Origin of the sequence: Pandoraea captiosa, assembly GCF_902459775.1 — a bacterium.
Classification (GTDB): domain Bacteria; phylum Pseudomonadota; class Gammaproteobacteria; order Burkholderiales; family Burkholderiaceae; genus Pandoraea; species Pandoraea captiosa.
The window spans coordinates 248,487-272,667 of the sequence record NZ_CABPSQ010000002.1 but is presented as its reverse complement, the minus strand read 5'-3'; the positions used below and the strand labels follow the sequence as shown (position 1 = coordinate 272,667).

Below are 24,181 nucleotides of genomic sequence, written 5' to 3'. Positions count from 1 at the left end.
GCAGCAACCCGGGACGGCGCCGTTGCAGCACTGTCCCGCCTCTTGGTGTGACGCCGTGTGAGCGTCTCGGACCCGCCGTTTTTCCGTTACGCGCGCGTCAAGCGCCGCGTCGCGTTCGTTATGCGTACGTCATGCGTACGTCCTGGGTCCGTTTTTGGTCCATCCTGAATCGCGGCCGACGGTCGCCTTCCGTCGCCTTCCGTCACCGCCCGTCGCGACCCGCCCCACCGGCCCCTCTTGCGGGGGCGCGATGACAGCGAACGCCGGCGGCGCCTGCCCGAACTGCGGCATACGACGACGCGAACCTCTCGCGTCGGACCATGAGGTCATGACTCCGTCCGGCGGCGCACGCGTTACACTGCGCAGCCCCGGCCACGATTCGGCGTGTAGTATTGGCGTTTGCCCGCCGCGCCACAAGCGCGGAACTACGCAGGTTCACTACGTGCTATTACGTAGTGCAAGTGCCCGAAACCAGCGAAACGCGGCATTGCAGGGTGTCCGAACGCCATGAATCTCCGACAGAAATTTTTCGTCTTGTCGCTGCTGCCGGTTGCGTTGGCGATGATTGCCATCGCGCTGGCCGTACGACATCAAGGTAACGAGCTTTCGCGCGCGCAGCACGAAGCCGTAGAGACCACATCGCTGGCCAACAAGCGGGCCGAGCTGCTGCATTACGTCGGCCTGGCGCGCAACGCCATCGAACCGCTCTACAACGGCCCCGACACGCCCGCCGCCCGTGAAGCGGCGCTCGCCACGCTCGCGCGCATGGAGTTCGGCAAGGACGGCTACTTCTTCGTCTACGATCTCGACGGGCGCAGCCTCATGCACCCGCGGCAGCCCGAACTCGTCGGCCACAACCTCTGGTCGCTCAAGGACGAATCGGGCGCCCCCACCATTCAGCGTTTGATCGCCGCGGCGCGCGGGGGCGGCGGCTATGTTCAGTACGCCTGGGAGAAACCGTCGCTTCAGCAGATGACGCCGAAGCTCGGCTACGTCATCGCGTTACCCCGCTGGAACTGGATGATCGGCACGGGCATTTATCTCGACGACGTGCAGATGACACTACGTGCGTCCGACGAGCGCGCCCAGTCGAACATCGACCGCACGTTGGTATGGATCACGCTCATCGCCTCGTCCTGCCTCGCCATCGTCGGCCTGTGCGGCCTTGTCGTGAACATCACCGAACTCAAGACGGCCGACGCGAAACTGCGCCAGCTTGCCCGACAGGTGGTCGAGTCGCAGGAGCTGGAGCGCTCACGCATCTCACGCGAACTGCACGACGGCATCAGTCAACTCCTCGTGTCCGTCAAACTGCTGCTCGAATCCGCCTCGATGCGTCTGCCGGGCTCACCTGCCGCCGCCAGCACCACCCTCGGCGTGGCCATCGAACGCCTGAACGGCACGCTCGGTGAAGTGCGGCGAATCTCGCAAGCGTTGCGCCCCGCCATGCTCGACGATCTGGGTCTGGCCGCGGCCATCGATCAACTCGCGCGGGAATTCGGCTCGCACGCCGGCCTGCCGGTCGAGATGAATGTCGAAGGCGAGGCCCCGGCGCTCGACGACAACATCAAGACGATGCTTTATCGCATTGCTCAGGAAGCCCTCACGAACATCGAGCGCCATGCGCATGCCTCGCGTGTGTCCATTTTGCTCATCTTCAAATCCGACGGCATTCACCTGTCGATCGCCGACGACGGACGGGGGTTCGACGTCACCGACGTGCATCACGACCCGCGTCACGGTATCGGCTTGCGCAACATGCGCGAGCGTCTCGATGCCGTAGGTGGCGCTCTCGGCATTCAATCGTGGCCTGGCCTCACGACCATCAGTGCGTGGGTGCCGCTCACGCCCGCCGCTGTGAAAGCGGCGCTTCGCGCAACATCCCGCAAATGACGCACATTCACCCCATCCGACTCCTGCTGATCGACGATCATCCACTCGTGCGCGACGGGCTGCGCGCCCGGTTCGACGCCTCCCCCAACTTGCAGGTCGTGGGCGAGGCAGGCAACGCAGACGAGGCGCTGACACGCGCCAGAACGTCGTCCCCCGATCTCGCGCTCATGGACATCAGCATGCGCGGCACGAATGGTATCGAGCTGACGGCGCAGTTCCGCGACCAGTTTCCGCACATCGCGGTGCTGATCCTCTCGATGCACGACAACGCGGAATATGTGCGTCAGGCAGTGCGCGCCGGCGCGCGCGGCTACGTGCTCAAGGATGCGCCTGCCCACGAAATCGTGACCGCCATCGAACGGGTCGCACGCGGCGAGGCGTATTACAGCGCCGCCATTGCCGCGCGTGTCGTGCAGGCATCGACTTCGCACGCGCCCATCGATTCGCTCACGCCGCGCGAGCGTGAAATCCTCACGCGTATCGCGCAGGGTCTGGCGAACAAGCAGATCGCGACGGAAATGGACCTTTCGGTACGCACCGTCGAGACCCATCGACTCAACATCAAACGCAAGCTCGGCATCGAAGGACAAGCCGAACTGATCAAGTTTGCGGTGGAGAACCGACTGTAGGACCTCAGGTGTTTCGTCGCCTATCTACTGATTAAACGGGTTGTACACCTCAACCCCGGCACTGGAAAAATCTTTCACATTGCGCGTCACGACAACGAGTTTGTGCACCAGGGCGGTCGCCGCGATGAGTTTGTCGATGGGATCCTGTCGCTGCGGCACGCGCATTCTCGCCCACGCATCGCAAATGCGCAGATCGATCGGGAGGATTCTCTCAAGAAAGTCGCCACGCACCGTCTCCACCCAGTTGTCCAGCAAGGCTGCCTGACGTAAGTCATTGCGATAGCGGAGCAATAAGGCGCCGCGCCGCAATTCCCCGAGGGTGACCACTGAAAGGAAGCGCGGAATGGCGTGACGCGTCGTGTCGCGAAGAAATCGTTGTACGCCGGCATCGCCTCCCCCCTGCTTCCGGCACTCGCTGATCACGTTTGTGTCGAGCAAATACATTCGGTCGGGTGGTCTCGTCAATTTGCTCGCTCGAAATCGCTGTCCAGCCCGACGTTGGGGAAGTTCAGAATGGCGTCTCCAATGTCGATGAATCTCGGCGTCCGTGCAAAATCGCTCAGCACCCGCAGGACCTCTTCCTCGGGCGTCATGCCGGCCTTCGCCGCCCTCGACTCGATCGAGCGCATCAATTGCTCGTCGATTCCTTCGATCAACATCATGTGCATGGCGCATCTCCTCAGTGCTCAAAACATAAGCCGTCGTTCGAAATGAACATGCGAACGACGAGAGAAATGCTAGCACCGGAGGACTTTCGAAAACCGGCAGCGGCCTTGCTCCACCTGCCTTTCGGAAGGTTCACAAGACAATAAAAAATCCCGCCGGGGGGATTCCCCGGCGGGATCGTGACGTGTACGGCAACGATACGCGATCAGCGCAACATCATTGCAGCATCGGACAGCTCACGGCGTCCTCAGGACTTCAGGCGTCGCTCGATGTCCGCCTTCGTGTCGAGCAGCGCTTGCGGCAGATGATGCTTGAGCGTGTCGAACAACTCGGCGTGAAGCTTGAGTTCCTCATGCCACGACGCGTCGTCCATCGACGTCACGTCGTCGAACTGCGCCGGTGTAAACGACAGTCCGTTCCAGTTCAGATCTTCGTAACGCGGGGTGATGCCGAACGCGTTTTCCACGCCCTGTGCCGTGCCGTCGATCCGGCCGAGCATCCATGCCAGCACGCGCATGTTTTCACCGAATCCCGGCCACACGAACTTGCCGTCCGCCCCCTTGCGGAACCAGTTCACGCAGTAAATCTTCGGCAACGTCGCACCCGTCTTCTCGAGGTGCGCGCCGGTATCGAGCCAGTGCTGGAAGTAGTCCGCCATGTTGTAGCCGCAGAACGGCAGCATCGCGAACGGATCGCGTCGTACCACCCCCTGCTGACCCGCTGCCGCAGCCGTCGTCTCGGAGCCCATGGTCGCGGCCATGTAGACGCCTTCGGTCCAGTCGCGGGCTTCCGTGACCAGCGGCACGGTGGTCGAGCGGCGACCACCGAAGATGAACGCGTCGATCGCCACGCCTGCGGGGTTCTCCCAGTCGGCGTCGATCGACGGGCATTGCGACGCCGGCGCCGTGAAGCGCGAGTTCGGATGCGCTGCCTTGCGGCCGGTCTCCTTTGCGATCTCCGGCGTCCAGTCCTTGCCCTGCCAGTCGATCAGATGGGCGGGCGGCGTGTCGGTCAGCCCTTCCCACCACACGTCGCCGTCGTCCGTGAGCGCAACGTTGGTGAAAATCACGTTCTCGCCAAGCGTCGCCAGGGCGTTCGGGTTCGTCTTCTGGCTCGTGCCCGGCGCCACGCCGAAGAAGCCGGCTTCCGGATTGATCGCATACAGACGGCCGTCCTTGCCCGGCTTGATCCAGGCAATGTCGTCGCCGATGGTCTCGACCTTCCAGCCTTCGAAGCCCTTCGGCGGAATCAGCATCGCGAAGTTCGTCTTGCCGCAAGCCGACGGGAATGCCGCCGCAACGTGATACTTCTTGCCCTGCGGCGAGGTCACGCCGAGGATCAGCATGTGCTCGGCGAGCCAGCCTTCGTCACGCCCCATCTTCGACGCGATACGCAGCGCAAAGCATTTCTTGCCCAGCAAGGCGTTGCCGCCGTAGCCCGAACCGTAGCTCCAGATCTCGCGGGTTTCCGGGAAGTGAACGATGTACTTCGTGTCGTTGCACGGCCAGGCCACGTCTTTCTCGCCTGCGGCGAGCGGCTTGCCGACGGTGTGCACGCACGGTACGAACTCGCCGTTATCGCCCAGCACGTCGTACACGGCGCGTCCCATGCGCGTCATGATGCGCATGTTCACTGCCACGTAGGGCGTATCGGACAACTCCACGCCGATATGCGCGATCGGCGAGCCGAGCGGTCCCATCGAGAACGGCACGACATACATCGTTCGCCCGCGCATGCAGCCCTGAAACAGACCGTCGAGCGTCGTGCGCATCTCGGCCGGATCGATCCAGTGATTGGTCGGGCCGGCGTCTTCGCGCTTCTCGCTACAGATGAACGTGCGGTCTTCCACGCGCGCGACGTCCGACGGATCGGACAGCGCGAGGAACGAATTCGGACGCTTGGCGGGATTGAGCCGCTTCATCGTACCGGCGGCGACCATCTGCTCGCACAGGCGGTCGTATTCCTCCTGCGAGCCGTCGCACCAGACGACACGCTCGGGCTGGGTGATCGCCGCGATGTGCGAGACCCAGTCGATCAGCTTGCGATGACGCACCCAGCCGGGCAGATCACGCGTGGCGACATTGGACGAGGAAGAGGCATTGAGCGCGTTGGCGCTCAGACTAGCTTGGGTCATGGGGGTTGTCTCCATGCAGAGTCGAGAAATCGAAGCGGACGTTCAAGCGCCGGTGGGTGCGAACACCGGTCGTCCTTTTTTGCTGGCACCTTGGGGGCGACGCGCGGGACACCTTGCGCTGCCGGGCAGTCCGTTCGGTTGGGGATACCGCACGGACCTCACTGCCCCGGCACTTGCCGGCGGCACATCGCGTCGAAATCACACGTGAGCACGCGGGCCCGGGCCGCGAGAAATACGGAACGTGGTGCTTGCCGGACGCGTCGACTGACGCGCACGGCGGCACACGCGGGAAGGCAGAAGGCAACACGCGCACCGATACGTGCGCATCAAGCGTCTCGCTCACCAGGTCCGACTTGCTTTTGCGGGGTGGGTTCGATTTTTTGCCATCGTGTTGAGGCGGTTTCGCCATGGTTGCCAGGACACCTGCCATACTATGCAAAACGAGGCGTCAGCATACCACCGCGCAAATTGCGCCGGTGCTGCGTCGCAACAAGGCCGGCGAAGGGTTTGCCTGCGGCATTTCCCTTTGACGCCGTCCATGTCAACGACCAGTACGCCCGCCCGCCGCGGCGGCCTCCGACTATTGTTACGTCGACGCAGCACCCTCGGGTTGCGCGCCGATTCGATTACGTTTTGCCATGAAAATTGCCATTCTCGACGACTATCAGGACGCCGTTCGCAAGCTCGACTGCTTTTCGCTTCTCGCAGGTCATGACGTTAAGGTCTTCAACAATACGGTGAAGGGTGTCGGACAGCTCGCCGCCCGTGTCGGCGAAGCCGAAGTGCTCGTGCTGGTGCGTGAGCGCACCGCCATCACCGCCCAGCTCATCGACAAGCTGCCGCGCCTGCGCGTCATCAGCCAGACGGGCCGCGCCGGCAATCACATCGATATCGACGCCTGTACCGCGCGCGGTGTGGCGGTGCTAGAAGGCGTGGGCTCGCCCATCGCCCCGGCCGAGCTGACGTGGGCGCTGATCATGGCCGCCCAGCGCCGGATTCCGCAGTACGTCGCCAGCCTCAAGCACGGCGCCTGGCAGCAGTCCGGCCTCAAGTCGTCGAGCATGCCGCCGAATTTCGGGCTGGGTCAGGTGTTGCGCGGACAGACGCTCGGCCTCTGGGGTTACGGCAAGATCGGCCGTCTTGTCGCCGGGTACGGCAAGGCGTTCGGCATGGAAGTCATGGTGTGGGGACGGGAAGGGTCGCGCGATGCGGCCGCCGCCGACGGCCTGCGTGTGGCCAACAGCAAGGAAGAACTGTTCACGCAGAGCGATGTGCTCTCGCTTCACCTGCGCCTGAACGACGAGACGCGTCACCTCGTCAAACTCGAAGATCTGCTGCAAATGAAGCCGACCGCGCTGTTCGTGAACACGAGCCGGGCCGAGCTGGTCGAAGAGAACGCGCTGATCACGGCGCTCAATCGCGGACGCCCCGGCATGGCCGCCATCGACGTGTTCGAGAGCGAGCCGATCCTGCAAGGCAATCCGTTGCTGCGTCTGGAGAACTGCGTCTGCACGCCGCACATCGGCTATGTCGAGCGCGAGAGCTACGAACTTTACTTCCGCGTGGCGTTCGAGAATATCGTCAACTTCCTGAACGGCGACCGCTCACACGTGGCGAATCCGGCCGCATTGCTCGGGTTCGGGCGCTGATTTGCATCGCTGACTTGCGTCGTTGATTCTCACGGCGCACTGCGCTCTGTGTACTGCGCACCGCACATTGTGCAACCGCGGATCGCCCGCCCCATGGCGATCCGCCGGTCATGCGCTGCGCCGCTCGGTGGACGCGCGAAATCGACGAGACGGTCGTCAGATCAGCCGACGCGCGACGACGTCATCGAATCCAGATGCCGCAAAAACGCCTCGCCATCTTTGCTGCCCAGCGCATAGGCCGGCCCCATCCTCTCGGGCCGCGTGTAATCCCAGCTTGAAATCGGTACGGGCTCGGACGGTTGCACATACAGCCGGTCCTGCCCCGCATGGTGCTGCGTGAAGATCTGCGGACGCGGATAACGCCGTGTGACCAGAACCAGCACTTGCCCCGGCGTGGCATCGAGCGCGTCGACCGGCACGTTGTCGACCATCCCGCCATCGAGCACGGCCCGGCCGCCCCGCCGCAAAATCGGCGTGAATGGCGGCGTGCAGGACGATTGCAGCATCAGGTCGGCCAGTTCATCTGTCGTCCGGCAATCCTGCGCACGCACGAATTCGGGACGAAACCCGAGGCTGCGGGCAAGCGTCGGATGCAGTGTGCGACGCCAGTGCTTGTCGATGTTGTAAGCGACCAGTCCCGCGGCCGTCGCCGTGCGGGGTCCGAGCCAGCGCGGGATATGCGACACGCCCACGCGAATCTCCGGGCCGGCGGCGAGCTTGTCGAGCTGGCCGTCGTAGATGTCGAGCAGTGCCTGGCGATAGATGCGGTAGTGCGGAAACACGCGCTCGCCGCGCAGCAGGTTGCCCCAATAGGCATTCTTGCGATTCTCGGCGAGCGCCTGCCGGTAGTAATCCATCACCCAGCCGGATTCCCGCATGTGCAGCATGCACGCCGTCGCCGCGCCGGCCGAAATGCCGGTAATCACTCGCGGGCGTAGCGGCATCTCGCGCGTGACCCGCTCCCAGAATCCCGCTTGCCACCAGCAGCGGTTGCCGCCGCCGGCAAATACGATCTGATCGAACATCGGCTCCCCCGGCAGACAATGGCGCCGTTACAGCAGCGCGTAAGTCGTCGTCGCATGCACGGCCATCTTGCCGGACGCATCGACAATCTCGATCTCGCCGAACACCAGATTCTTGCCGCGACGCAGAATGCGCGCGACGACGCGCAGATCGCCATCCGTGACGGGACGCATGAATTGCGTGTTGAGCGTGACCGTCGTCATCGGTTGGAAGCCGCCGAGCGCGGCGGACAATGCCACGACCATGGCCGTATCGGCGACCGCCATGAACACCTGTCCGCAAATCACGCCGCCCCCATGTTTGAACGCCGCATCGAAGGGCAATCGCAACTCGCTTTGCTCGGGCCCGACGGCTTCGACCTGCAAATTCAGTTGCCGCACCCAGGGGGATACGAGTTCTTCGAGCATCTTCTGCGCCTGCACCAGCTCCATTGTGTCCGGCCTCCATGGCCACTGTCGTTATCGTGACGCCGATGATAGCCGCAAAACCACAGCGCCACCCGGGCAAGGGGTGGCGCTGGGGCTACGAAACGCTACGAAACGGCAGGCGGCCACCGGGGCCGCAAGACCTTTATCCGCTTTATCCGCCTTGTCCGTTTTATCCGTTCGTCTTTTCCTGATGGATGCGCTGGCTCTGCTGGTTCTCCTTGTGGGCAATGCCGGCTTGCTCGCCCGCGCTGACATGGCCATTGCGCGCGGCCTTGGCCTCGGCGGCGTCGACATGCGCCTGTCCCTTCTCGAGACTGCCGACCTGCTTGTTGTTCAGCGTGCCGGTCGCCTGCCCCTGAGCGATGCGCTTCTCCTGATTCACGTTACGCTGCACGTCGGCCTGCATGCGCTCGGATGACCTGGTCGTCGGGTTCGCCACGCGATCGTTGTGCTTGAGCTGATCGATCTTCGCGCTTTCCTTGTTCTGCGCCTGGGCGATGCGTGCCTTTTGGGCGGCGGTGTCGCCGGTCTTGTCGGCGTGAGCCTCCATCTTGTCGATTTTCGATTCGCCTTTTTCGAGGCTCGACGCTTCCTTGGTCGTCAACTGACCGCTCTTCAGACCGTTCTCGATACGTTGCTGCTGATGAACATCGCGCGACGTTTGTGCAGCGGTGCCCTGAGCGAAAGCCTGCGAGGCGAACACACCGCCGAGGGCCACGGTGACAGCGCTCAGAATCAGAGTTTTACGAACGTTCATGGTGGAATCCTTATGCCTTGTGCCTTACGGCGTTTGCGCTTCGTCGAGATTGACGGGGGACTGGGCCCGCCGGCGGGATTGCCGGCGAATTGCTGCGTCCTTATGCGGATTAACGAAGCCCGCCAACGTCGCGCCGACAGCCGTCGTGTAACGCGGCAGTCCGAAAAGTAACGGCTTGTAATCCGGGCGCCGGGGTCGCTTTGCGCTATGTCCATGAAATCGTTGGGACACCCGCAGACAGCGTCGTAACGATTTGATACAGTGGTGCCCATTTGGCCGGCACGCCCGACTCGTCTCCTGGCCGTCTCCTGCTTCGGCGGAGTCGAAGGCGCGCCACTCCGTTACCTGTCAGTCCCCTTACGCGAACAAGCGAGTCAAGAAGGAGCCTTCACCATGCAGAGCACCAGAGACGATCTCGGCAAACTGATCCTGCGTCTAACCCTCGGTATCCTGCTGCTGTTTCACGGCGTCAGCAAAGTCATCAACGGCGTCGGCTTCATCGAGGGCATGATCACGTCGCACGGTCTGCCGTCGTTTCTCGCCTATGGCGCCTACCTGGGCGAAGTGCTCGCCCCGGTCCTGCTGATTCTCGGCGTCCTCACCCGTCTGGGCGGCCTGCTCGTGGTCGGCAACATGATCGTGGCGTTCGGGCTGGTTCACCTGAGCCAACTGGGCGACCTGTCGAAGACCGGCGGCTGGGCGCTGGAGCTGCAAGGCTTCTACCTGTTCACCGGCCTGTGCGTGATTCTCTTCGGCGCGGGTCGTTACAGCGTGTCGGGCGGACGCGGCGCCTGGGACTGATCGGCAACGCACGCTGACAGCTCCCCCGAAGCAACGCCAAAGGGAACCGGGCGACGCGCGAACTGTCTCGCGCGTCGCCCCGACGGCCCGCCCCTGCCAAACCCGTGGACGGATTGGCAAAGGGCGGGCCGAGTCGTTTCCGAATGTTGCGAACGCGGGCGCTGGTAACGCTGGGTAATACAGCCGTTGCACTTTGCAACTTCTCAGGCGCGCTGATGACTTACTCTGAAGCTGCCAATTCCGGCAGTATCGATAGGAGTCAATACCATGCGCAAACTGAAGATCGCCGCTGCGTCGGCCATCGTTGCCGCTACCGCGATGTTCGGTGTCGCCCATGCCGCCGACACCCCTGCGCCGGCCACCGGACCGCACGCCGCCATGCACCACATGCGCGGCGACCACGGCCCCTGGGGGCTGGGCAACATCAGCAAGCTGCACGACCAACTGAAGCTCAACGGGCAACAGGAGCAGGCCTGGCAACAGGCCGTGGCGACGTCGAAGCAGAACCACGAAGCCATGCGCAAGAACGGCGAACAGTTCCGCCAGATGATCGCGCAGACGAAGGACCAGCAAGTCCTCGATCTGGCCGGCATGCGCGCCGCCCGCGAGAAGGTGTTCGATCAGAACCGCCAGCTTCGCAGCCAGACCGAAGACGCATGGTTGAATGTTTATAACGGCCTGAACAACGATCAGAAGACGATCGTGAGCAATGCCATCAAGGCACGCTGGACCAAGATGAAGGCGTGGCACGACAAGGCGATGCAGCGTCGCGACTCGATGCACAAGGGAGCGCCCGCACCCGCGCCGTCTCCGGCACCGGCACCGGCCGGCCAGGCACAATAAGCGCGAGACCAGCGCCGCCGGGCACGACCGCCCGGCATGTAGTGGAACGCCCGTCCTCCGTCACCGGGGGCCGGGCGTTTTTTTGCGTCAGGTCTCGCTCCAGACCCGCAGCAGGTTATGGTAGCAGCCGACGAGCGTGCGCCGCGCCGTCTCGTCCGCGTCGGTGGAATTCAGGCGCTGAATGGCATTGTCCATGTCGAAGAGCAACGTGCGCTGCGTGTCGTCGCGCACCAGACTCTGCACCCAGAAAAAGCAGCCCACGCGCACGCCGCGCGTGATCGGATTCACGCGATGCAGGCTCGTCGCGGGGTAGAGCACCATGTCACCGGCCGCCAGCTTGACCGCGTGCGCGCCATACTGATCTTCGATGACGAGTTCCCCGCCGTCGTACTCGTCCGGCGAGGCGAGAAACAGCGTTGCGGAGATGTCGGTACGAATGCGCATGCCGCTGCCCGGTTGCAGTCGAATCGCGCCGTCCACGTGATTGCCGAAGTGCATGCCCTCGCCGTAGCGATTGAACATCGGCGCATAGACCTTGTTGGGCAGCGCCGCGCTGATGAAGCGTGGATGGCGCTCCAGCGCGCCGAGGACGACGTCGCCCAGCTCGTGCGCAATCGGCGAGCGCTCGTCGATCTGCTGGTTCTGTTTGACGGGCGCGCCCTGATAGCCCGCCGTGGCCAGTCCGTCGACCCAGGCGTCGCCGGCGGCATCGAGCTTTGCGCGGACCCAGCGCACCTGGTCGGCGCTCAGGACATTCGGAATTTGGAGCAGCATTGGCGGCGTCCTTCGAGGAAATGCACGAGGCGCGAACCCGGCAGATCCCGCGCATGCGGTGATCCGACCGTCTCGCGCCCCGTATTGGGCGTCATATTGTGCGTCATATTGCGCATCATTTCGCGCGGGGCCGCGCTCAGAACCGGTACGTGCCCGTGAGCAACGCCGTGCGTCCGATGCCGGGGGTGGCGCGTCCGCCGTCCGACTGGATCAGCCCGTCCCAATACGTCTTGTTGAACACATTGAGCAGGTTGAAGCGGATGTCGTACTTGGGCTGATGGTAGGCCACGGTGGCGTCCCAGCGCGTGTAGCCACCTACGCGAATCAGGTTCGTGTTGGCCGCATAACGCATCGACATGTAGTTCATGCCACCGCCGACCTCCCAGTGGCCCAGCGTGTACGTCGACCACAGCGTGAGCGAGTGACGTGGCGTGTTGGCGAGCACGTTGCCCTGCGTTCCGTCGTTCGCCTGTAAGACCTGCGAGTTCAGGAACATGTAGCCGCCCATGACCTGCCAGTTCGACGTGAGATGCCCGGTGGCGCTCAACTCCGCGCCGCGAATGCGAACCTTGCCTGCGTTGGTGTACTCGCCGGTCGTGCCGGTCTGCGTACGCGCATTGCGCTTCGTCACCTGAAAGAGCGCGGTGTTGATCGACAGGTTGTCGTCGAACAGATTCCACTTGCTGCCCACCTCGAACGACTCATTTGTCTCCGGCGCCAGCGCTTGGGTGTTGTTGGTGACCGTCAGCGCTTCGAGCGACGGATTGAACGATGTTCCGTAGGAGAAGTAGTACGACTGCGCTTCGCTCGGTTGATAGATCAGTCCGGTGCGCACACTCGTGTAGTTGACGGTCTGCGTCGAGTATCCGGGCGCGCTGATGCTGTTCGAGAGCTGCGCCTTGTAGCGATCCCAGCGCAGGCCGCCCACGACTTTCCAGTGCTTGTTGAGCTCGATCGTGTCGTTCGCGTAAAACGCCACGGTCTCCGCCGAGCCCTGCGCAAAGTTACCGGTGGACGTCGTGACGTTCGGCAAATTCGCGTAGTACGCCGTGCTGCTGGCCGGAATCCAGCCGAGAAATCCTGACGACTGGCCGGCGCCTGTGCGCAGATACGTCTGGTTTTCGTAGGTGTCGCGCCCGAACTCGGCCCCGGCGATCAGCGTGTGTTTGAGCGGCCCCGTCTCGAACGTCTTCACGATGTCCGTCTGGTTGAACAATGCCGTGTCGGTAATCTGACGATCATGGCTTTGCAACTGCACGAAGAGCTGATCGAGGGAATACGACGGAAGGCCCGAGGTCGGTCCCGTGGGCAAGGTGGTGAAACCGCCCTTGCCGTTGGCAATGCCCACTGCGTGCGCCGACGTTTCGATGGCGTCGATCACGTAACGGCTGTAGTTCGTCTGGTTGGTGATCTTCAGGCTGTCGTCGACCTTGTGCTCGATCTTGGCCGTAAAGCTCATGACGTCCTGCACGGTGCGATCGGTCGTCAGGCCGTAGAACTGATTTTTCGAGATCGGCAGCGGGTTGCCGTTGAAGCCGACGGTACCGTAGTCCGCCATGTCGCGGTTGTGCTGGATCAGCGCGGAGAGCGTGATCTGCGTGGGCGTGCCGATACCCAGCTTGAGCGTTGGCGCAACGCCCCAGTCCTGGTTGTACATGACGTCGCGCGTCGTATGGATGTCCTGCGCGAAGCCATTGATGCGGAATGCCGCCGTGTCCGAGAGCGGACGATTGAAGTCGAACGAACCGCGATACCGGTCGTTCGTGCCGATCGTGCCCGACACTTCGTTGAGCGGCTTGAGATTGGCCTGTTTGCTCACCTGATTGATGACGCCGCCGGTCGAGCCACGCCCGAAGAGCATCGAAGACGGGCCTTCGAGCACCTCGATGGCATCGAGATCGAACGTGTCGCGATAGTACTGGCCACGATCGCGAAAGCCATCGAGATAGATGTCGGTGCGCGCATTGAAACCGCGCAAGTTGATGTTGTTGCCGATCTGCCCGCCCTCCGCACCACCGAGGGTGATGGCGGGCGAGTTGCGCAGTGCATCGGCAAACGATGTCGCGCCCTGCGCCTGCATGACCGCCTTGTCGATGACGGTCACCGACTGCGGGATGTCACGGATGGCCGTGGGCACCTTGGCACCGACGGTGGACACGTCGCGCTGGTACTCCTCACGGATCGACGCGCCGGAGACCTCGGTCTGCGGCAAGGCGGCTGCCGGGCTGGCGGGGGTGGCGCCGATGGCGGACGCAGTGGAATCGGCGTTGGGCGCGGTGCTTTGCGCCGTCGCGGGCGTTGCGTACGTGACGGCGAGCGGCGCGGCGAAGAGCGCCATCATCGCCAGAGCCAGCGGCTTGCGTTGCATCATGATGAGTTCGGAAAGGGGTGAACCGCGTTTGAGCGAGTAGGTGAATCAGCAAGTGAGCGGGCCATCGACAAGCGCGAAACCCACGTGAAAAGAATTGGGCTGCGAATATAAATAGGAATGATTTTCATTACAAGATGCCCACATGCTCGTAACATGCTGAATTCCCAAGACTTTCCGTAATACGCCGTAATATGACGGCACCAAGTCGGTGCGCATTGTCGGTAAGGCAATGAAAGCATTCGGATTGATTTGCCGACATGGGATCGCTATTAACCGAAACCGACGGGGGGAATTGCGGGTTTTCCCTAGAGGCAAAGGCGCAACGCGAGTGCGGATTTCCGTCTGAACCGCCGATTTATGCGCGTCTCGCCGGTTTCATCAGGCGATATCGAGGGTTCCCGACAGCACGAAGCGTTTGCACGAGGGGCATATCGATATGACGTCGGCAACGCTATCCAAAGTCGGATCGCTTATTGGCGTGGAAGCGGGGCGTCGCGATACAAATCGAGACGGCGCGACGCGCCGAACGGCCACCGCACAACGCCCAACGCACTCTCACTTCCATCCCATCGCTCATGACTCGCCAGCCCGCCTCCACCGACGCCTGCGTTGATACCAGCACCGCCGACACGATCCCGCCCCGCCCTGCGCGTCGCCATTTCCTGGCGCGCGTCAGCGCCGCCATGCTGGCCGGCGGTGTGGTCAACGCCTTCGGCGTCGGCGCGGCGCTCACATCGAGCGGCCATGCACGCGCAGCCAATGCGCCGCTCACGCTGCGTATCGGCTATCAGAAGTCGTCGACATTGATCGTGCTCGCCAAAACGCGGGGCACGCTCGCCCAGGCGCTCGCACCGCTGAACGTCTCGCTCACCTGGCACGAATTCACGAGCGGACTGCCATTGCTTGAAGCGCTCAACGTGGGCAGCATCGACTTCTCGGCAGACGTTGCCGACACCGTGCCTGTGTTCGCTCAGGCGGCCGGTGCGCGCATTGCTTACGTCGCACGCGAGACACCGTCGCCCGATGCGGAGGCGATTCTCGTGGCGCAAAATTCGCCGATCAGGACGCTGGCCGATCTGAAGGGCAAGCGCATTGCCGTCACCAAGGGCGCCGGTGTGCACTATTTGCTCATCGCGGCGCTGCAAAGCGTCGGGCTACGAATCAACGACGTGCAACCGGCCTATCTGACACCTGCCGACGGGCGTGCCGCCTTCGCAAGCGGCAACGTCGATGCCTGGGTGACATGGGACCCGTTCGTGGCAAGCGTGGAGCGTCAGGACAAGGTGCGCACGCTGACCACGGCGCGCGGCCTGGCAGGCTACCAGCGCTACTACCTCGCCACGCCCGCCTTCGCGCGCGAGCACGACGCCGTGTTGCGCGAGGTCTATCGTGTGCTGCGCGAGACCGGTCAGTGGGTACGCACCAACCCACGCGAGGCGGCCACGCAGCTCGCACCGGTGTGGGGGCTGGACACCGCCACCGTCGAGGCCGCGAACAAGCGGCGCAGCTACGATGTGCAGCCGGTCGTGCGCGAGGCCATTGCCGAGCAGCAACGCATTGCCGACGTTTTCACGCAGGCGGGGTTGTTGCCCAAACGCGTCGACGCGGCCGACGCCGCGATCTGGCAAGCACCGGCATGACGCAAAAGATGCATTTCCCTACGGGTAATCACGGATGATTTTTGAAGGTATTTCCGACGAATTTCATACTCCTGTTTATACTTCGGTATGTAATACCTAAAGCATTTGGCCGAAGCCCCCCCGGAACGGCCTTGGCGTCTCGCCAGCTAGGCCGCAAGTCCGTCCCCGGTGGCAGTATCGTGCGCCGCACGGGCGCTTCGGACGCGTCGGTCTGGCGCGATGACATCACGAAATTCGCAGCACCGGCGAGCGCCCAGGCGCGCTCGCCGGTTTTTGCTTATTTGCCGTCCAGGGACAATGCAAGCCAACAGATCGCTCTACCTGCTCGGACCGATGCGGGTCGAACAAGGCAAACAGGCATGCGCCGTGAAGTACACCAAAGCGCGCGGCCTGCTTGCCTATCTCGCCCTGCAACCGGGCTATCACACGCGCGGTGCGCTGGCTGACCTGTTCTGGCCCGATGAAGACGGTCAGGGCGGTCGCGACAAACTCAAGCGCATGCTGTTCCACCTGCGCGACACCCTCGGCGACGAACTCTTCGAATCCGACCGTCAGGTGGTGCGGCTTCGCCCGGAGACCGGCCTCTGGATCGATGCTCACGTTTTCGCCAGCATGATCGAGCAGGCCAGCCGCACGCTCGACGCCGTCACGGGGCTGGATCTCGCCGCGCATCTGCAACATCTGGCCGACGCCGTCGCGCTCTATCAGGGTCCATTCCTGCACGGATTGTCCGTGCGCGACACGCCGGATCTCGAACAGTGGATCGAGCTGCAACGCGATGAATATCAGCGCCGCCGGGTCTTTGGTGAGCGCTTGCTCGCCGACGGTTATGCACGGCTTGGCGACCTCGACCAGGCGCTCGCGCACGCCCGCCAGCTCGTGGCCCTCGCCCCGTTCGACGAAGCCGGCTGGCACTGCCTGATTGCGCTGCTGCTGCGCGCCGGGCGTCGCGACGACGCGGAGACCGAATATCGCCGACTGTGCGACATCCTGCACGAAGAACTCGGTGAGTTGCCCGGCGAGGCGCTCACCCAATTGCTCGAGACGCCGCCCGCACGCATGGAGCAACGCGCGACCGGTCCCGAGCGTCGCCAGATCACAGTCGTAGCCATCGAACTGGCGCCGAACGGCGTCGACGACCCCGATCAGCTCGTCGCCATGATGCGCCCGCCCCTCGTGCAGTGCGAAACGATTCTGCGGCAATCGTGGGGCTACACGTTGCGAACGCCCACCGGAGGCTTGCTCGGCTACTTCGGTTATCCGACCGCGCTCGAAGGCGCCGGACGTCACGCCGTCGAAGCCGCTATGCGCTGCGTGCAAGCCAGCACGGTACGGGTGGGCATCGGTGTGGGCGTTCACACCGGCCTCGTCATCAGTTCGGCCGCCGACGACAGTCCCGACACCGGCGGGCGCGTATCGCGCTCAGCCACGCAGCTGGCCGACATGGCGCTGCCCGGCGAAGTCGTGATCTGTGACGCGACCCAGCGCCTCATCGGCGTTGCCATTGCGACCACGCCGCACGGCACGGTGCGCGAGCGTCACGGCAATCGCGAAATTCCGGTCTTTCGCGTGAACGCCGATCCCACGCCCGAGCGACGTTCGCGCCGACGTGCCGCCATGCTTTTCGGCCGCGACGCCGCCCTCGCCGAACTCGCCGCCGCCCACTCGGCCATGCGTGACGCCAGCACCGGTCATGGCGTGCTCGCGCTGGTCATCGGCGAAGCGGGCATCGGCAAGACCGCACTCGTTCGTCATTTCGTCGAGGCGCGCGGACTGCGCTCGATCGACCTTGCCTGCGCGCAGGACGGGGCGGGCACGCCGTTCCACCCGATTGCACGCTGGCTGCGTTCGCAGTCGGCGGTGGAGGCGTCGCAGCTTCCGCAACCCGCGCTGCTCGCGCATCGTCGCTTGCGCGCATTGTTCGATATGCACGCCGAAGGAAATGTGCCGCACGCGTGGAAGCAGGCCGTACTCAACGAAGCGCCGACGCTGCTCGCCTCGCTGCTGCCGGACGGCGGCGTCATTACGCTCGACGATGCCCATTGGGCCGATCCGTCCACGCAGGAGCTGCTCGCCGTCATGGCGGAGAACGCACCGGGCGGACGTCTGCTGATCGTGGGCGCTCGTCCGGAGTTTGAGCTGCCGTGGCGTCACACGGTGGGTTTGCGACGTATCGATCTCGCCCCGCTCGACGCCGGCGCAGCCGCCTCCATCGTGCGGGCCGCGACTCCGCGCGTCGCCCTGCCGGCCGCAACGCGCGAGCGCATCGTGCATCTGGCCGAGGGCGTGCCGCTGTTCCTTCAGGAACTCGCCCGGGCCACCGCCTCGCAGCAAGGCGGACGCAATGCCGTCGCCTCCATGCCCATGCCCGCGAGCCTTCAGGAGCTGATGATGGCGCGTATCGACGCGGCGGGCAGCGCCAAGCCGGTGGCGCACTTCGCCTCGTGCCTCGGTCACGAGTTCCATGCCGAATTGCTGGCGGCCGCAAGCGGTCGTTCGATGCCGCTGGTCGAACGCGCCCTCGACACACTCGTTGCCTGCGCGCTCGTACAGCGTCACGACCAGGGTCGCTACGTCTTCCGTCACGCGCTATTGCACAAGGCCGCTTACGATGCACAACCGCAGGAGCGGCGTCAGGACGCGCATCGCCGCATTGCGCTGGCGATGCGCGACCACGAGTCCGTGAAGACGGAACCCGAAGTCCTCGCCTGGCATTTCCGTCAGGCCGACGAACCGGATGCCGCCATCGAGCACTATCGTCTCGCGGGCGAATATGCCACGGGGCGCCAGGCCTTTCGCGAAGCCTGCGCGCACTATCAGAGCGCCCTCGACGTGCTGCGACAAACCGGCACCAGCGCTCAGACGGCGCCGCGCGAGCTGCAATTGCGCATGGCGATGGGCGTGCCGCTCATCTCGCTGCACGGCTATGGATCGGAGCCGGCGCGCCACAACTTCGAGACGGCGCTCGCACTCGCGCAGCCGATGGGCGACGACATCACCCTCTTCCCCGTCTACTGGGGGCTGTGGCTCGGCTCCAGTTCGTGGAGCGACTTCGAGCGCAGCATCGAACTGGCGCGCAAGCTCATCCTCATCGCCGAACAGGCGGGCTCGTCGCCGTTGCTCGCGCATGCGTATTACGCGCTGGGTAATAGTCTGTGCTGCCATGGCGATTTCGGCGGTGCGATCACGGCGCTGGAAACGGGTCTCGCCCACTACCGTCCCGAACATGCCGACACCGGCCTGGGGGAAGATGCCCGAATCACCGGCCTGTCGTTTCTCTCCTGGGCGTACTGGTTCACGGGCCGGCACGACGCCTCACTCGCCGCCAGCGAAGCGGCACTCGCACTGGGCCGTCAGCAAGGTCGCCGCTACTCGTTCGCGTTCGCTTTGGTCTTTGCGGCGATGTTGCGGCGCCTGCGGCGCGAAGTCGCCCCCGCCGAAGCGCTGGCGAGCGAAGCGACCGAAGTGGCCTCGGAGACCGGTGTCGCGCTGTGGGCGCTCGCCGGTCAGACGATCCGGGGCTGGGCGCTCGCCTCGCGCGGCGACGTGAGCGGTCTGGAGCGCATTACGGATAGCGTGGGACGCCTGAGCGAAATCATGGGAGGCGTCGAAGGCATGTTCGTCGGCCTGCTCGTCGAGGCTTGCGCAGGCACGGGCGATATCGCGCTCGGTCTGCATGCCGCCGAGCGCGGCGCCCACTTGTCGGCACGACGCAACGACGGTCACTGGCAAGCCGAGTTCCTGCGCCAGAAGGGCGACTTCCTCAGGGCAGGACATCATCCGAGCGACGCCGTGCGACCGTGGCTCGAACACGCCTTGCAGGTCGCTCGGGCGCAAGCGTCGCCAATGCTCACGCTGCGCGCCGCGCACAGCCTGCTGCGTCTGGGAGGCGGCAATACCCCGGATTCGCTGAGCGACGCCGAGTGCATGGCGGTGCTGCGAGACGCGCTCGACGCGCTCCAGGGCGGTGAGACGCTCGCAGACGTGCAGGAAGCGCGCGCCACGTTGGCCGAAGTGGCCGCACGTCACACGCCAACGGCACGTTACGGAAGTTGAAGGAAGCGCGCTTGTCGGTGAACGCGGATGGCCGGCAACATCGGCAAGCCGCCGCCTGTGCGCGCCCCCTCAAGTCTTGCGAATAGCCGCTATCAGGCGCGTCGTATGTCCGCGTGGAACCCCGCCGCTATATTGAGGCGACCGGCTCCCCCAGGCCGACACACCGAACCTGACATGCCCATCCATCCCTTGCCCTCGTCGAGCGCGAAATTGGCGCCGTTGGGTGCCTCGCCTGCGTCACTTTCGCGCTCCACGCCTGCCGCGGCTTCCGAGACTCCCATGGCTCCCGAGAATCCCGGGACTCGCCCGGGCGCACCCGCCCCTGCGCCAATCACATCGCGCGAGGTGGTCGTCTCAGGGGTGGTCAAGCGCCGCCACTCCTTCGATCTGTGCGCCCTGATGCGTTTGCCGACACAACTGACCGGTCCGCTCGACGTCGTCTGCCTGTCGGGACGAAGGGTACGCACCGCGAGCGAATACAAGGGCGTGCGACTGACCGCGTTGCTCGACATCGCCCAGCTGCGTCTGCCGCATGCCCGCGACTTCACACGGGCCTATGTGCTGGCGCAGGCGGCGGACGGCTATACCGTCATGTTTTCGTGGCATGAGCTCTACAACACGCCGGTGGGCGTCGGCGCGCTGGTGGTCTATGAGCGCGACGGGCAGCCGATGGGTGACGACGAAGGGGGCATCGGCCTAATTTCGACGTGCGACCTGCGGGTGGCGCTGCGGCAGGTGCGCGCGCTCAAGCGGGTTACCGTCCACCTAGCAGAACCGTCAGGTCTCTGACGACCTCCACGCCTGTCGCGCGCCGCCTACACTGGCGGCACTTTTCTTGCGGCAGCGCGAACCATGACGGCACCATCCCGTAAGCCCCCCGCGACGAACGCAGCGCCGACAGGTCACTGGCGCATGCCTCCCGAATGGCACCCGCACGCCGCCTGCTGGATGGCGTGGCCCGGCAAGACCGTGATCGACGGCCCGCAACGACAGCACGTGCTCGGCGAACTGGCGCGCATCGCGCATGCCATCGCGTTGTTCGAACCGGTGCATGTCGCCGTCGATCCGGCCTGTCTGGACGAAGCGCATCGCGCCCTGCCCGCGAACGCCGCCCTTTCTCCCATTCCGGTCGACGACCACTGGATACGCGACACCGGCCCGACGTTCCTGCTCGACGATGCGCTTTGCGCGCACGCGCTGTGCTGGAATTTCAACGGTTGGGGAAAGGCCGCGCGTCAGATTATCGACGCCGATGTGCATGTCGCTGCGCGGGTCGCGCGCGCGATCGGCGCGCGTGCTTCGATGGGCTGCTGCGCGGCGCCCATCGTGGCCGAAGGAGGATCGTTGCTCGTCGATGGCGAAGGCACGTTGATCGTGACCGAAACCTCCATCCTCAACGAGAACCGCAATCCGGGCCTGACACGTTGCGAGGCGGAGGCGGTCTTTCGTCACTGGTTGGGGGTGACACACACGGTCTGGTTGCCCGGATCGAAGCTCGACGCGATCACCGACGGACACGTCGACGGCATTGCCAGCTTCGTGCGGCCGGGCACACTGCTCGTCACCGGCGCGCACGGCGATGACGAGTGGGCGCGCGAAGCACGCGAGAATCTACGCGCCCTGCTCCTGGCGCGCGACGCCAAAGGGCGTCACTTCGACATTGGTCTGCTGCGCGCACCCGAGTTCGACGCGCTGCCCGACGAACTGGCAGACGACGCCGATTTCGCCCCCGAATATGTCAACTTCTACCTGCCAAACGGGGGTGTGGTGATGGCGTCCTTCGGCGACGCGGTGGCCGACACACATGCGCGCAACGTCGTGCAACAGGCGTTCCCGATGCGGCGCGTGGTGCAACTGCCGCTGCGTGCCATCGCGAAGCGCGGAGGCGGTATTCACTGCTGCACGCAGCAGCAACCGGCCCCCGTGGTGTCGTAAGACGTCAGCTCGCCTTCGTGCGACGTTTGCGCGCGGGGGCTGTCGTCGTCGCTTTGCGTGCAGCACGCTTCGGCGCTGCGCTCGCATCCGTCTGTGCGACCTTCGCTCCGGCACGCTTGCCGCGCGTGACAGGCGCGGCATTCCCGCCAAGCTGCGAGCGCACACGCTGCTGCATGTCGGCGATATCCGAATCGAGAATGAGACGCCCGCGCAGCTTGCCGTTCATCCGCTTGATGTACGTGCGCGCTTCCTGCATGTGAAAGTGCATCAACTCGCGCACGCGCTCGGCGTCGCCCGCGCGCGCGGCATCCGTGATCGCGCGATGGATGTTCACGTTGGCGGTGCCGAACTTCTCATGCTCACGTCGCGGCGTTTCGTTGCCGAACACGATTAACTGACGAATCATCTCGTTGACGAGTTCGCAGGTGAATCTCAAAAAGCTGTTCGGATTGGCCGCCGCAAGAATGTCGTGGAAATCGACGTCGGCCTGACGCTGGCGCAGCAACTCGTGACGATCGTGCGATGCCGGGCTGCAACACGTCATATTGTTTTCCAGCGCAGCGAAATCCGCTTCGGTCAGATGCGGCACGGCTCCCGCGGCCAGCTCAGGCTCAAGCAACTGACGCACCGTATAGATGTCGTCGATGCTCACTTCCTTGAAAAAGAGATAGTTCTGCATGAGCTGGAACGTGCGATCGAGCGGCACCTCCACGACCATGCCGCCGCCCGACGGTCCGGTGCTCACCTTGATGAGCCCCTGCACTTCGAGCGACTTGAGCGCCTCGCGAATCGTGCTCTTCGAGACACCGAACATCTGCTGCAACTCGACCTCGCGCGGCAGCCGATCGCCCGGCAGAAGATTGCCTTCCGTGATCAGACGCTTGATGGCTTCCGCGACCAGATCGCCGCGCTTTTGTTGTTTGATTTCCAACGGCTCTCGCACCGTTTGTGCATCCAATGCCATGTGGCGCCTCAGAAGTCGGTTCACGCTCGAATCGCGCGCGATCGTCCGCAATCATCCGGAATGGTCCGGAATGGTCCGGAATGGTCCGGAATCGCCCCAAATTGCCCGAAAGCCGGGCCATCGGCCGATCGTCGCGGCTCGCGCCCTCTCGGAATTTTTTCCGATTGACACGAAAAAACATTATACCTACGATCAAATCCATCCTATTTATCATAATAAATATGACGGATGGGAATAAGGCCCCGGACGTTGCAAGTCGTTGCTGTGCAGTCACTGCCTCTGGTCGCTTCTTCAGGTCACTGACCATCAGTGGGTAATTGGGTAACGCGTTGCACGTTTTCACCCCATGAACGATTGCTCCCATGCATGGAGACCAAATTGAATCGTCGTGAACTGTTGAAGCTCGCCGCCGCGGCGTCTCTGCCTGGCTCCCTTTTCTCCGCTCGCGACGTGTTCGCGCAAAGCACCGGGGCCATCCAACTCGCCTGTCCGGTGCCGATGTCGGGGCCGTTCGCCGCCAACGGCAAGTTCGCCGACCTCGGCATGAAGCTCATCGTCGAGCAATACGGCAAGGTGCTCGGCCGCCCGCTCGCCTACACCACGCTCGACACCGAGGGTAAACCTGCAACCGCCATCCGTCGCGTGCAGGAAATCGCTCAGCAAAAGGGCGCGCGCTTCTTCGCGGGCGGCATTCTGTCCTCGGAAGCGCTGGCAATGGGCAAGGAAGCCGAGAAGGCCGGCGGCATCTTCATCACCACGGCAGGCGCAGACGAAATCACCGGCAAAGATTGCAACGCCGCCACGTTCCGCTGGTCGGTGCCGACCTTCGGCGCGATCGAGCAGACGGTGCGTCCGCTCATCGAATCGATGCCGAAGGCCAAGCGCTGGTACACGATCACGCCGCAATATGTCTTCGGCGAAGGCCTGCTCAATGCCGCGAAGAACATCTTCAAGGAAAAGGGCATCGAGCACGTCGGCAACAGCTATCACTCGCTGACGGAAAAGGAATTCTCGGGCTACCTTACCAACGCCGCCGCCGCCAAGCCGGATGTGCTGCTGATCCTGAACTTCGGCTCGCAATCGTCCGACACGCTTCGCCAGGCGGTGAGTTTCGGCATGAAGAAGAACTGCACCATCCTCATGGCATGGGCCTCGGGGCTGGAACAGTTCGAAACGCTCGGCGCCGATCTGTGCGACGGGGTGTATTTCGGGGCACAGTACTGGCACGCCGTTGCGTCGCCGCTCAACCTCGATCTGGTCAAACGCACTCAGGACCGCTTCAAGCAGAACCCGAACTACAGCCTTGCCGGCTCGTACATCTGTACCAAGCTCATGCTCGACGGCATGGTCAAGGCTGGCAGCGCCGATCCGAAAGCGGTCATCGCCGCCATGGAAGGCATGAAGTACGACGGTCTGACAGGACCGGAAGAGATCCGCAAGGGCGACCACCAGGTGCTCAAGAACTACTACCTGCTCAAGGGCAAGGCGAAGTCGAAGATGAAGAACGCCGACGACTACGCCGACATTGTCAGCGCCGGAAAATCGTTCCTGCCGCTCGACAAGACCGAGTGCAAGATGGCCTGATGCCGTCATCGACCGTCTGAAGCGGTCTGAAGTC

The 24,181-nt window shown here is 63.9% G+C and carries 19 protein-coding genes; 10 read left to right on the top strand and 9 right to left on the bottom strand.

The window, feature by feature from the left end:
• Positions 1-507 precede the first annotated feature (507 nt).
• Together PCA31118_RS06440 and PCA31118_RS06435 are read left to right on the top strand one after the other, a co-directional pair.
• Positions 508-1,893 carry a cache domain-containing protein gene (locus PCA31118_RS06440; RefSeq protein ID WP_150624143.1) on the top strand — a complete coding sequence of 462 codons (1,386 nt, stop codon included), beginning with the start codon at positions 508-510 and terminating at the stop codon, positions 1,891-1,893.
• On the top strand, positions 1,890-2,522 hold the full coding sequence (locus PCA31118_RS06435; protein WP_150624141.1) for a response regulator: 633 nt from the start codon (positions 1,890-1,892) through the stop codon (positions 2,520-2,522). Before PCA31118_RS06440 ends, PCA31118_RS06435 begins: the two co-directional genes overlap by 4 nt.
• A gap of 24 nt (positions 2,523-2,546) precedes the next feature.
• Here the strand turns inward: PCA31118_RS06435 and PCA31118_RS06430 are convergent, their stop codons facing one another.
• The 3 genes from PCA31118_RS06430 to PCA31118_RS06420 all read right to left on the bottom strand — a co-directional run bounded on the left by PCA31118_RS06430 (position 2,547) and on the right by PCA31118_RS06420 (position 5,322).
• Positions 2,547-2,966, bottom strand: a complete 420-nt coding sequence (locus PCA31118_RS06430) for a type II toxin-antitoxin system VapC family toxin (RefSeq protein WP_150624139.1) — start codon at positions 2,964-2,966, stop codon at positions 2,547-2,549.
• A gap of 17 nt (positions 2,967-2,983) precedes the next feature.
• Positions 2,984-3,184: a hypothetical protein gene (locus PCA31118_RS06425; protein WP_150624137.1), complete on the bottom strand. Its 201-nt coding sequence runs from the start codon at positions 3,182-3,184 to the stop codon at positions 2,984-2,986.
• A gap of 251 nt (positions 3,185-3,435) precedes the next feature.
• Positions 3,436-5,322: a phosphoenolpyruvate carboxykinase (GTP) gene (locus PCA31118_RS06420; RefSeq protein ID WP_246190109.1), complete on the bottom strand. Its 1,887-nt coding sequence runs from the start codon at positions 5,320-5,322 to the stop codon at positions 3,436-3,438.
• Positions 5,323-5,960: 638 nt separating this feature from the next.
• Between PCA31118_RS06420 and PCA31118_RS06415 the strand changes: the two genes are divergently transcribed.
• Positions 5,961-6,971 (top strand): D-2-hydroxyacid dehydrogenase family protein, encoded by a 1,011-nt coding sequence (locus tag PCA31118_RS06415; protein WP_150624135.1) that lies wholly within the window; start codon positions 5,961-5,963, stop codon positions 6,969-6,971.
• Positions 6,972-7,132: 161 nt separating this feature from the next.
• Here the strand turns inward: PCA31118_RS06415 and PCA31118_RS06410 are convergent, their stop codons facing one another.
• The 3 genes from PCA31118_RS06410 to PCA31118_RS06400 all read right to left on the bottom strand — a co-directional run bounded on the left by PCA31118_RS06410 (position 7,133) and on the right by PCA31118_RS06400 (position 9,179).
• On the bottom strand, positions 7,133-7,996 hold the full coding sequence (locus tag PCA31118_RS06410) for a patatin-like phospholipase family protein (RefSeq protein ID WP_150624133.1): 864 nt from the start codon (positions 7,994-7,996) through the stop codon (positions 7,133-7,135).
• A gap of 27 nt (positions 7,997-8,023) precedes the next feature.
• Positions 8,024-8,425, bottom strand: coding sequence for a PaaI family thioesterase (locus PCA31118_RS06405; protein WP_150624131.1), 402 nt, complete (start codon positions 8,423-8,425; stop codon positions 8,024-8,026).
• Positions 8,426-8,591: 166 nt separating this feature from the next.
• Complete coding sequence (locus tag PCA31118_RS06400) at positions 8,592-9,179, bottom strand: hypothetical protein (RefSeq protein ID WP_150624129.1); 588 nt, start codon at positions 9,177-9,179, stop codon at positions 8,592-8,594.
• Between the two features lie 393 nt (positions 9,180-9,572).
• Here PCA31118_RS06400 and PCA31118_RS06395 point away from each other — a divergent pair, with 393 nt between their 5' ends.
• A complete protein-coding gene (locus PCA31118_RS06395; protein ID WP_044453271.1) occupies positions 9,573-9,980 on the top strand; it encodes a DoxX family protein in 408 nt (135 codons plus the stop codon).
• Between the two features lie 267 nt (positions 9,981-10,247).
• Positions 10,248-10,823 (top strand): Spy/CpxP family protein refolding chaperone, encoded by a 576-nt coding sequence (locus PCA31118_RS06390; protein ID WP_150624127.1) that lies wholly within the window; start codon positions 10,248-10,250, stop codon positions 10,821-10,823.
• A gap of 87 nt (positions 10,824-10,910) precedes the next feature.
• On the opposite strand, the gene PCA31118_RS06385 is transcribed toward PCA31118_RS06390, so the two are convergent.
• Together PCA31118_RS06385 and PCA31118_RS06380 are read right to left on the bottom strand one after the other, a co-directional pair.
• Positions 10,911-11,597, bottom strand: a complete 687-nt coding sequence (locus PCA31118_RS06385) for a Fe2+-dependent dioxygenase (protein ID WP_150624125.1) — start codon at positions 11,595-11,597, stop codon at positions 10,911-10,913.
• A gap of 136 nt (positions 11,598-11,733) precedes the next feature.
• Positions 11,734-13,968, bottom strand: coding sequence for a TonB-dependent receptor (locus PCA31118_RS06380; protein WP_150624123.1), 2,235 nt, complete (start codon positions 13,966-13,968; stop codon positions 11,734-11,736).
• A 683-nt stretch (positions 13,969-14,651) separates the two neighbouring features.
• Here PCA31118_RS06380 and PCA31118_RS06375 point away from each other — a divergent pair.
• The 4 genes from PCA31118_RS06375 (at position 14,652) to PCA31118_RS06360 (ending at position 21,599) form a co-directional block, all read left to right on the top strand.
• Positions 14,652-15,608, top strand: a complete 957-nt coding sequence (locus tag PCA31118_RS06375; protein WP_150625145.1) for an aliphatic sulfonate ABC transporter substrate-binding protein — start codon at positions 14,652-14,654, stop codon at positions 15,606-15,608.
• Between the two features lie 297 nt (positions 15,609-15,905).
• Entirely contained in the window at positions 15,906-19,664 is a 3,759-nt protein-coding gene (locus tag PCA31118_RS06370) for an AfsR/SARP family transcriptional regulator (protein WP_174990361.1), read from the top strand.
• A gap of 279 nt (positions 19,665-19,943) precedes the next feature.
• Positions 19,944-20,453, top strand: a complete 510-nt coding sequence (locus tag PCA31118_RS06365) for a molybdopterin-dependent oxidoreductase (RefSeq protein ID WP_150624119.1) — start codon at positions 19,944-19,946, stop codon at positions 20,451-20,453.
• Positions 20,454-20,576: 123 nt separating this feature from the next.
• On the top strand, positions 20,577-21,599 hold the full coding sequence (locus PCA31118_RS06360; protein ID WP_174990360.1) for an agmatine deiminase family protein: 1,023 nt from the start codon (positions 20,577-20,579) through the stop codon (positions 21,597-21,599).
• A 4-nt stretch (positions 21,600-21,603) separates the two neighbouring features.
• On the opposite strand, the gene PCA31118_RS06355 is transcribed toward PCA31118_RS06360, so the two are convergent.
• Positions 21,604-22,563, bottom strand: a complete 960-nt coding sequence (locus PCA31118_RS06355) for a FadR/GntR family transcriptional regulator (RefSeq protein WP_150624115.1) — start codon at positions 22,561-22,563, stop codon at positions 21,604-21,606.
• A gap of 378 nt (positions 22,564-22,941) precedes the next feature.
• Between PCA31118_RS06355 and PCA31118_RS06350 the strand changes: the two genes are divergently transcribed.
• Entirely contained in the window at positions 22,942-24,147 is a 1,206-nt protein-coding gene (locus tag PCA31118_RS06350; protein WP_150624113.1) for an ABC transporter substrate-binding protein, read from the top strand.
• Positions 24,148-24,181: the final 34 nt, after the last annotated feature.